At 38.1% G+C, this 11,161-nt stretch carries 6 protein-coding genes; all 6 read left to right on the top strand.

Features of this window, described 5'->3' with window-relative positions; translation table 11 throughout:
* A partial coding sequence (locus ON09_RS19065; protein ID WP_010602665.1) for a RagB/SusD family nutrient uptake outer membrane protein occupies nucleotides 1-1,145 on the top strand: 1,145 nt, incomplete at its 5' end.
* Nucleotides 1,146-1,380: 235 nt separating this feature from the next.
* On the top strand, nucleotides 1,381-2,436 hold the full coding sequence (locus tag ON09_RS24440) for a TonB-dependent receptor plug domain-containing protein (RefSeq protein WP_051010237.1): 1,056 nt from the start codon (nucleotides 1,381-1,383) through the stop codon (nucleotides 2,434-2,436).
* Nucleotides 2,354-4,558, top strand: coding sequence for a SusC/RagA family TonB-linked outer membrane protein (locus tag ON09_RS19070; RefSeq protein WP_157259007.1), 2,205 nt, complete (start codon nucleotides 2,354-2,356; stop codon nucleotides 4,556-4,558). Before ON09_RS24440 ends, ON09_RS19070 begins: the two co-directional genes overlap by 83 nt.
* Before the next feature lie 26 nt (nucleotides 4,559-4,584).
* Nucleotides 4,585-6,096: a RagB/SusD family nutrient uptake outer membrane protein gene (locus ON09_RS19075; RefSeq protein ID WP_010602666.1), complete on the top strand. Its 1,512-nt coding sequence runs from the start codon at nucleotides 4,585-4,587 to the stop codon at nucleotides 6,094-6,096.
* A gap of 434 nt (nucleotides 6,097-6,530) precedes the next feature.
* Entirely contained in the window at nucleotides 6,531-9,677 is a 3,147-nt protein-coding gene (locus tag ON09_RS19080) for a SusC/RagA family TonB-linked outer membrane protein (protein ID WP_010602667.1), read from the top strand.
* Between the two features lie 13 nt (nucleotides 9,678-9,690).
* Nucleotides 9,691-11,142: a RagB/SusD family nutrient uptake outer membrane protein gene (locus tag ON09_RS19085; protein ID WP_010602668.1), complete on the top strand. Its 1,452-nt coding sequence runs from the start codon at nucleotides 9,691-9,693 to the stop codon at nucleotides 11,140-11,142.
* Nucleotides 11,143-11,161 lie beyond the last annotated feature (19 nt).

Raw genomic sequence — 11,161 nt, forward strand, 5'->3', positions numbered from 1 at the left:
ACGTACACACTAAAGGTTACGAGCAAATACAGGCTTCTGCTGGTGCACAAACTGATAGTTTAAATACTTATAAAGCTGATGCTAGAATGGCTAGAGCGTACTACTTTCATGAATTAGTAAAAAGATTTGCAAAGGCGTATAATCCGGCTACCGCTGCAAGCGATTTAGGTATTCCATTGGTTACTGAGTTTGATTTGGCAGCGAAACCTGCAAGGGCAACAGTAAAAGCTACATATGATCAGATTTTGGCAGATTTAGCATATGCTAAATCTCTAAATACTAAAAGAGCTAATATTAGGGGGGCAAGATATTTTACTCCAGATGCTGTTTTGGCATTAGAAGCTAGAGTTAAATTAGATATGCAAGATTGGCAAGGCGCTTACGATGCTGCAAATACGCTAATTTCATCTGGACGTTATCCACTTTACACTACCGCTGCAGGATTAAAATCTTATTGGTCTATAGACGCAACACAGGAAGATATCATGCGGATTAATGCAACATTAGCCGAAACTGTAAATACAAACGCAATATATTTGGGCTTGAATGGTGCAGCTGGCTTCTTTGCTCCTGATTTTATTCCAACACAGACAGTTGTAGATAGTTACGATGCGGCAGACTTTAGAAAAGGTGTTTATTTTGAACAAAAACTTATTCGCATGCAAGGTATAAATTATCCAAATGTATGGTTGGTTAATAAATTTCCTGGTAATCCAGCATTATTTACTACACAATATACTAATTATCAAAACTCTAATAAGATTTTTCGTATAGGTGAGGTTTATGCAATTGCTGCTGAAGCTGCGGCTAACTTAAGTCAAAGCGGTAATGCCTTAACTGCCTTAAATGCATTACGTACTGCTCGTGGATTGACTGCACTTTCAGGCTTGACTGGAACAGCCTTAATTAATGAAGTTAGAGCTGAACGTACCCGTGAATTAAATTTTGACGGTTTCCACTTATTTGATTTAAAACGGTGGGGATTGGGCTTTACCAGAGGAACTGCACAAGTTACTGCGGCTGTTCAAAATTCAACAGGATTTACAGGTTTAACTATTTCGGCGTCCGATCCTAAATTTATTTGGGGATTGCCAACAAATGACATCATTTTAAATCCAAACTTGGTCCAAAATCCAGGTTGGTAAATTAAATCTTAAAAACAGTTTCAAAAAGGTTCTTGACGAAAGTTGAGAACCTTTTTTTTTATTAATTGAAAGGTAGTTTAATAATTTCATCTAATCTAAGTTCGTAATAACAATGTCATAACGGTCTTTATTTTTAAAGTTAACTTAATTTTCTTCTGTAATATTTGAATTACAAAGAGATATGTCTTAAATTAGGAGCCTTAAATATTATTAATCAAACAACTAATTTAAATTCATGAAAAAACTTTTACAAAGTTTGTTCGTGCTTTTGTTTGTCGCATTTAATGCAATGGCTCAAGACCGAACAATCACTGGTACAGTAACGTCAACAGAAGAGGGTTTCCCACTTCCGGGTGTTAGTGTAAAATTAATCGGCTCACAAGGTGTAGTCGCAACCGGTGGTGATGGTAAGTATTCTATCCGAATTACATCTACTACAACCGCAATTCAATTTTCTTATTTAGGCTATGTAACCAAAACCGTTAATATTACATCATCAAATGTGGTGAATGTTGGCTTAGCAACAGACTCAAAAACACTAAGTGATGTAGTGGTAGTAGCTTACGGAACACAAAAGAAAGAAGCAATTACGGGTTCAGTATCTAACTTAACCGCTAAAGATTTGGAAACCAGAACGGTGACCAACGTTGCTGCAGCTTTACAGGGTTCTGCTCCAGGTATTAGTGTTGGTGCATCTAACGGTCAGCCAGGTAGTACACCTACAATCAGGATTCGTGGTTTTGGATCTTTCTCTGCATCTAACGCACCATTGTATGTGGTAGATGGTTCGGTATACGATGGAAGTATTGGTGATATCAATCAAAATGATATCGAAAGTATTTCCGTGTTGAAAGATGCATCATCTTCTGCTTTATACGGTTCAAGAGGTGCTAATGGTGTGGTCATCATTACTACAAAACGTGGTAAGTCATCTCAACCAACAATCAATGCAAATGTTGTACAAGGTTTTTCTGAGAGAGGTATTCCTGAATACGATCGCGTAAATGCATACGAATACTATCCTTTAGTTTGGCAAGGAATTAAAAACAATCTGATGTATAATGCGAGTCCTGCATTATCTGAAGCGGCAGCATCTACAAGAGCATCAGCCGATGTTTTTACTAACTTGGTTTATAACCCATTTAATGTTCCTGGTGGTCAAATCGTTGGTACAGATGGTAAAATTAATCCTAACGCTTCTTTGTTGTATGACAATTTTGATTGGTACGATGCCATTAAAAAGACAAGGAAAAAGAACAGATGCCAACTTAAACTTTTCTGGAAAAACTGAGAAATCTGATTTCTTCGTTTCAATGGGATATTTGAATGATCAGGGTTTCAATATTAAATCTGACTTTCAGCGTTTCAATGCCCGTATTAATGTTAATTCTCAAGTTAAGTCTTGGTTAAAAACAGGTTTAAATATCTCTGGCTCGATGACAACTGCTAACACTGCTAACGATTCGTTTACTGGTAGCGCTAATAGTTTTGTTAATGCTTTCTCTTTTACAAGAGGTATTGGTCCAATTTACCCTGTGCGTGCTTTCAATGCAGCTGGCCAGCCGATTATGAACCCGCTAACTGGCGAACAATGGTATGATTACGGAAATCACCCAGGTGCTGTTGCACGTCCTCAAGGCGCTTCACCAGGCAGACACGTAGTTTACGAAACTTTATTAAATGAGTATTTAACCAGAAGAAGTCAGGTTAGCGCAAGAAGTTATGTAGAAATCAGATTTCTGAAAGATTTCACTTTTGTACCAACTTTCAGCATCGATCTAAGAAATAACAACGGTAGTACATATTGGAATCCAACAGTAGGAGATGGTGTTACGCAAAATGGTTACAAACAACAAACTAACAACACTATCAGGTCGTACACGTTTAATCAAATTTTAAACTATAACAAAACTTTTGGAGATCACACTGTTTCTGCTTTGGTTGGTCATGAAAACTACGACTATAACTACCGTACTTTCAATGCAAGCAGAACTGGTTTAATTTTGCAAGGCAACACAGAATTTGCGAATTTTGTAACAGCAAATAGTTCAGGTGGCCAGGCAGATAATGATCGTATTGAATCATTTTTCTCAAAAGCAGGATATAACTACAAGCAAAAATATTTCTTTGATGCTTCACTAAGACGTGATGGATCTTCAAGATTTAGTCCTGATTCTCGTTGGGGAACTTTCTTCTCATTAGGTGCTTCTTGGTCAATCAACAAAGACTTCTTAACAGATGTTAACTGGATTGATGATTTAAGATTAAAAGCTTCTTATGGTCAGGTTGGTAACAACGCAATCTTAAATAGCAATAATAATAGTGAGTACTATGCAGATAGAGCATTTTACGATTTAGGCTGGAATAATGGTACAGAACCTGGAGCACTTTTAACTTCTGCTGCAAATCCTTTATTAAGATGGGAATCTCAAAATACTTTTAATGCAGGCGTTAACTTCTCGTTATTTAAAAGAAGATTATACGGTGAGGTGGAGTTTTTCAAGAAAACAGTAGACAACCTACTATTTAGTGTACCTCAACCAGTTTCAGATCCAGTAAGAAGTATCAACCAAAATATCGGTGCCATGTACAATTCAGGTGTAGAGATTTTATTAGGTGCAGATGTGGTGAGAACTCAGGATTTCACCTGGAACTTAGTAACAAACTGGACATTCCTTAAAAACAAGGTTACCAAATTGCCAGCTGAAACCCCTCAACTCGTAAGTGGTACAAAAAGACGTGAAGTTGGATATGATTATTACCAATTCTGGTTAAGACAATATGCAGGTGTTGATCCAACTGATGGTGCAGCCTTATATATTCCTGATCCAACTCAAACCATTGCCGCTGCAAATAAAAGGATCGTAAATGGAGTAGAATATACCATCAATCAGTCAAATGCTTTGTTTGATCGTTCCGGATCTGCTATTCCTGATTTATTAGGTTCATTCACCAATTCATTCTCTTATAAAAACTTAAGTTTATCAGTTTTAGTAAATTACCAAATTGGTGGTAAATTCTATGATAGCAACTATCAGGGTTTAATGAGTACAGGTTCATATGGTTCTGCATTACATAAAGATCTTTTGGGTGCATGGACACAGTCAAACACAACAAGTAGCATTCCAAGAGCTGATTTTGGTAACTCTGCAAATATCAACGCTACTTCAACAAGATGGTTAATTGATGCGTCTTACCTTGCTATTCGTAATGTTAATTTGTCATATAGCTTGCCACAAAACTGGTTGAAGAAAATTGACGTAAGTAATGCGAGATTATTTGTAACTGGAGAGAATTTACATTTATTCTCGAAAAGAAAAGGTTTGAATCCTTCAGAGTCATTTGATGGAACAAATACTACAGTTTATCCTCAAGCAAGGATTTTAAGTGTAGGTTTAAATGCTTCTTTCTAAAATTTAATTAAAAATATCAAACAGATATGAAAAAGATAATTTACTCGGCGATTTTAGCTTCAATGATTTTGGGCGGGTCAGGCTGTAAAAAAGAATATCTACAAACACAACCAACAGATAGAGTTGACAATACCTCAATATTTTTGACTACCGCAAATGCTAATGTAGCTTTAAATGGTATCTATCGTTACATGTTCGAAAGAACTCAAGAAACAACAAGTAATGCGCAAGGAAAACCAGGTGTTGCCGGTATTCTTCTAGGTATAGATTTCATGGGCGAAGATTTGCATCAAGCAGCTGCCACATGGTTTACCTCTACTGGTGAGGGAAATTATTTAGCCGCCCGTACAGATAATGCCGCAAGTAATCTATATTATTACCGTACATTCTTTAGAATGATTGGTAATGCAAACTACATCATAGATAACATTGACGCTGCTGAAGGAACTGCTGCTGAAAAATCGAGAATTAAAGCAGAGGCTTTAACCTTAAGAGCTTATGCTTACTCTTATTTGGTTCAATTTTACGGAACAAGATATAATGCAGCTGCAAAGCCAAACAATCAGTTAGCGGTACCGCTTTTACTTAAATCTACGGATACCAAAATGCCTAGAGTAAGTGTTGAAGCTATTTATGCTGCGATTACGGCTGATCTAGATGCTGCTATTGCTTTAAATGCAACAGCTGTAGCGAACAAAACACACGCAGGTGTTTGGGTGGCTAAAGGTCTAAGAGCCAGAGTGGCTTTAACCATGCAAGATTACCCAACAGCAATTAAATATGCTAAAGAGGTAATTGATGGAAATTTATTTCCATTAATGAGTCAGGCTGATTACCAAACAGGTTTCAACAATATTAACTTATCAGAATACATGTGGGGTTCAAATCCAACTACTGAACAAGGTGATACTTTCGGATCTTTCTATGCTCAGATCGCTTACAACGCGAATTCAAGTTATCAGAGAGGTACGCCTAAAATGATCAACTCTGCGTTATACGATCAAATTTCTGCAACTGATGTAAGAAAGAAAATGTGGGAGCCATCTCCTACTGCAGCTAACTTTCCTTTGCCTTTAGCTACGTTTGTGAGAAGAGCATACATGTCAAGAAAGTTTTCTGTTAAAGCAGTAGGTGATCCATCATTGGGCGATGTGCCTTGGATGAGATCTGCTGAGATGCATTTAATTTTAGCTGAAGCCTATGCAAGAAGTACACAAGATGCGCTAGCACAAACAGCTTTATTTGCCTTGGTTTCCAAGAGAGATTTAAGCGCTGTGAAAAGCACTAAAACAGGTGATGCCTTAATTACTGAAATCATGGTGAACCGTAGAGTGGAACTTTGGGGTGAAGGTTTCAGATACCTGGATTTGAAACGTCTGAATTTACCGTTAGACAGAACTACTGCAAATGTTCCTAATTTTGTAGCTACATCTGTTGCCAACGTGTTGCAAATTCCGGCAGGCGATCCAAGATTCTTATTCTTAATCCCTCGTGATGAGTTTAACGGAAATCCAAACATTGGGCCACAAAATCCATAACATCACTTAATTTTTACATTATCAAAAGAGGTTGCCGAAAGGTAACCTCTTTTTTTATGCGTTTAAATTCCAAAACTTCCCTCAATGTGGTCAGAACATATAGAGAAGCGGAGAAAAAGTGAGCTTAACAGTGCTTTATATTCATTAATTATCTTTTATTTCTGAATATTTTCTAAATTCTGTATGATGTAAAAAAAATTAAACACGATTTTTTAAGAGAATGCAGTATGCCGTATTAAAACTAACCTTCAATTTCGATTTCTTGAATTTTTCGCTTTCAATAAATTAAAATTTATAATCTATTTTCTTGCATAAAATGATATTTAGCCCACTTTTCCAAAAATTAACTATATTTTTCGTTTTGTAATATTTGCATTACACGATGTTAAATTTTATATTCGGGAAATCATTAATTAACTAAACAATAAATTTTTATGAAAAAACTTCTACAAAGTTTGTTCATTTTACTGTTTATAGCCGGGAGTGCTATGGCTCAGGAAAGAACAATCACTGGAACAGTTACAGGGAAGGAAGATGGATTACCGCTTCCTGGTGTAAGTGTAAAAATCAAAGGTGCAGCTGGCGGAACCACAACCACTGCAGATGGTAAATATTCACTCAGAATCACTTCGCAGGCTACTGCTTTGGAATTCTCTTATATTGGATTCACCACGCAAACACGCCCGATTGGATCAGGAAATGTACTTAATGTAGCATTAACAGGCGATTCCAAAACCTTATCTGATGTAGTCGTAACCGGTTATACCACCCAGGCCAAAAGAGATGTTACCGGATCTATTGCCAGTGTAAGTGGTGAGAAATTGAAAAACCAACCGGTGCAAAGTTTTGAACAGGCATTGGCAGGTAAAGCAGCCGGGGTGAATATTATTCAGCCAAATGGTTTGTTAAATAATCCTCCTGTTTTCAGGGTTCGAGGTGTAAATTCGATCTCTTTAAGTTCTTATCCATTAATTATTGTGGATGGTATTCCTGTATTTACAGGCGATCAGTCAAGCAATAGTGCTGCAGGTAATGCTTTAGGCGATATTAACCCTGCTGACATTGAATCTATTGATATCTTAAAAGATGCAGCTTCTTCGGCCATCTATGGTTCAAGAGCAGCAAATGGTGTAGTGGTAATTACTACTAAAAAAGGTAAGCAAGGTGTTACCAAGGTAAATTATGAAGGATGGGTGGGTTCATCTAAAGCTCAAAATCTAAATCCTTTATTGAATGCTGCAGAATATGTTCAAATTAAAAATGAGGCCAGAACCAACATTGGCTTGGCTCCTGCATTCTTTTTACAAACCCGTTCTGATGGTACACAGGTAGAAACCAACTGGTATGATTATGCTTACAGAACGGCAACCTCTCATAACCATGCCCTGAATTTCTCTGGCGCAAGTGAAAAAACTTCATACTTTGTTTCATTAGGTTATAGTAATCAAGAAGGTTTCATCATTAACAACTCATTCGAAAGAAAGAATGGCCGCGTGAACTTAGATCATAAATTGTTTAAAAATGTAACCATTGGAACAAATTTCTCATACAGCAATACGCTGAATCGTGCACCCAATACCGGTTCACTTCCAGGATCATCTTTTAATACAGGTGGTTTAGGTCGTTTAGCATTTGTATTGCCTCCGAACGTTTCTCCATTTAATGAAGATGGTTCATATAATGTAGCCGGTTCAGCAATTGGCTTGGGTGCAAACTTAATTGCATCAAATTATCCTAATGCGGCGGTGCTGGTTAATTCGGATAAAAATACGTCTGAAAGCGATCGTTTAATTGCTAACGGATATGTTTCTGTTCAGATCCTAAAGGGTTTAACTTTTAAAACCAATTATAGTATTGATAATTTGAAACTGGATAACAATGTATTTGTAAACCGTTTACAGGGTGATGGATTTGCATATAACGGCGGTGCAACCAGTAACTTTGTAAAAAACAGCAGATGGAACTGGGCTAATACCTTAAATTATGCCAATACTTTTGGCGACCACACCGTTGGTGCATTTATCGGTGCTGAAGATCAGTATACCAAATCATACGGTTATGGTGCAACCCGCCAAAATGTGATCGATCCATTTATCGAAGTGTATCAAGGTTCATTCGGAACAATTACTCCAGCCAACCTGGTGCAGTTTGATAACGCCTTCCGTTCATTTTTTGGAAGCGTAAACTATGATTACAAAAAGAAATATTATTTAACAGGTTCATTCCGTCGTGATGGTTACTCTGGTCTATCTGCAGGAAACAAATACGGTAACTTCGGTGGTGCATCAGCAGGTTGGGCACTTTCTGAAGAAAATTTCTATAAAGAATCTGGAATCAGCAAAATATTAACACGCGTTAAAATTCGTGGTAGTTATGGTGAGGTGGGTAACATCAATATCGGAAATTATCCGGCATTGTATTTATACAGCCCTGGCTTGTACGGTAGCGATGCAGCTTTATCTTTCAACCAGGCAGGTAACCCGAACTTAACCTGGGAAACCAGTAAAAAAGCAGATGTAGGTGTGAACCTGGAGTTTTTAGGTGGTCGCTTCTCATTAGATGTTGATTATTACCATAACAATATCGACAATCTGGTTCAGAACGCACCTCAGGCTCCTTCTAAAGGTATCCCTGGAAATACAATTACCACAAACGTAGGTAGAATGTATAATAAAGGATTTGAGTTTGCAATCAACTCAAGAAATATCGAAAATGATGACTTTTCTTGGTCAACTTCTTTTACCTTAAGCACATTAAAAAATGAAGTAACGGCGTTGGGTAATAACAATGCTGATTTATTTGGTGTTACACAGTTGGAAACAGCTAATATTACGCGTGTAGGTTATCCGATTGGTTCCATTTATACCGTTCCAACTGCAGGTGTTGATCCAGCTACAGGAGAGCGTATTTTTGTGAACAGATTTGGTCAAAAATTGAGATTCAGTTTCCAAAGAGCTGCAGCTGCCCGCTACCAATACTTAGACGGACCAAATGCAGGGCAAAACGCTCCGGCAATTGATGCCGCCCTTGATGCAACCATCACTGGTCAGGCCATTCCAAAATGGTTTGGTGGTTTAGACAATAACTTCCGTTACAAAGCATTCGATTTAGTGCTTGGCTTAACTTTCTCAGGTGGTAATAAGGTTTATTACGGATCACTGGCAGGGCTACGCGATCAACGTTTCTGGAATAATGAAGCCGGAATGATGGACAGGTGGACTACTCCAGGTCAAGTTACCGACATCCCTCGTGTGGTTTACAATGACAACGTGTCAAATGGTTCGGCCTTTGCGCAATCGCAAAATGTATTCTCAGGTAACTTTTTAAAGGTGCGTAACCTGGCCTTGGGATATACGCTCCCTAAACCGTTTTTAAATAAATATGGAATTTCAAATGTGAGGGTTTATGCACAATCGAGTAACTTATGGATCATTTCGAACTATCCAGGTCCAGATCCTGAGGTTTCGGTAAATGGTAACTCTACTGCAGCCGGCAACAGCGGCAGTTTAGCGCCGGGTGTTGACAGAAACTCCGTGCCATCAGCAAGAACGTTCACTTTTGGTATTAATGTTGGATTTTAAAAATTAGAACATCATGAAAATTAATATAAATAATAAAATAAAATATCTTTTTGTTGCAGCGCCGTTGCTATTTACAACCGCTTGCAAAAAGGATTTTTTAGAAACAGCACCACAAACATCATTACCAACGGAAGAGGCATTTTCTAATCCGGATCGTATCCTTTCTGAACTTCGAGGCGTTTATGCAGGGGTAAAGAATGGCAACTTTTATGGAGGACGTTATTTAGTGTATAACGACATCCGTGGCGAAGAATTTATTGTAAATAAACCCAATGGGGTAACGAACTTAGAAACCTGGCGTTTCAATCTGGTATCAAATACCAGTGAGGTGACCAACTTATGGGGCGCAATTTATGCCGCAATCAATCGTGCCAATTTAGTTATGGAAGGCATTACGGCCAATGCAGCAATTTTAACACCTGCATTATCAAAACAATATATTGCTGAAGCAAAAGTAATGCGGGCACTTTCCTATTATAGCCTTTTGCAGCTTTATGCTAAGCCATACATTACGGATAATGGCGCAAGCCTGGGTGTGCCGTTAAGATTAAGAGCGGAGAAAGATTTAACCGGTAATGATTTAAAGAGAAGTACTGTTGCAGAGGTTTATACACAAATATTAAAAGATTTGAATGAAGCAGAGCCTGATCTGGCTTTAACGCTGACAGCCACCAGAGCATCAAGAAATACCGCTATTGCATTAAAAACGCGTGTGTATCTATCAATGGGAAATTTAGCTTCGGTGGTTACTGAAGCCAACAAAATTGTAACTGCTACAGCTCCATTCTCGGCAACAACCGGTGTGGCGAACCGATTGGAGACCAGTATTGCTAGCGTATTTGGTGGAAGTTATGTTGGGCCTGAAGCGCTCCTGTCGTTTCCAATGACAGAATTAGATGCGCCGGGAACACAAAATCAACTGGCATACTATTATAATGTAGAGAGTGCCGGCGGGAACCAGGAATACTTCTTAAATACAGCAGGTATATTTGGGAATGCCGCCTTCGCTGCGGCATCAACTGATGCCAGAAAAGGGTTAACCCAGGCAGTAGGTGCCAATACTTATTTAACTAAGTTTAAAAGACCTTCTCCATATACAGATTACATTCCGGTAATCAGGTATGCTGAAGTATTATTAAACCTGGCAGAGGCCACTGTAGTAAGTGATCCTACCCGTTCTATCGCTTTATTAAACGCGGTTAGACAGCGCTCAAACCCAACTTATATATTTCCGGCTACTGATCTTTTACCTGCAAACCTTAAAAATACTATTCTTACCGAAAGAAGAATTGAATTGTTAGGTGAAGGTTTCAGATCTCCTGATGTGATGAGATTAGGGCTTGGTTTTGCAGCAAAAAGTGGTCCTCAAGGTACTGCACCAGCAATTCCATTTAACACCGCCGGATATATCTGGCCAATTTCAGCAACGGAAGTGCAAAACAACAAATTAATTGTACCAAACTAACCGAAATATGACTTAAAAA

The sequence above is a fragment of the Pedobacter agri PB92 genome (assembly GCF_000258495.1).
GTDB lineage: Bacteria > Bacteroidota > Bacteroidia > Sphingobacteriales > Sphingobacteriaceae > Pedobacter > Pedobacter agri.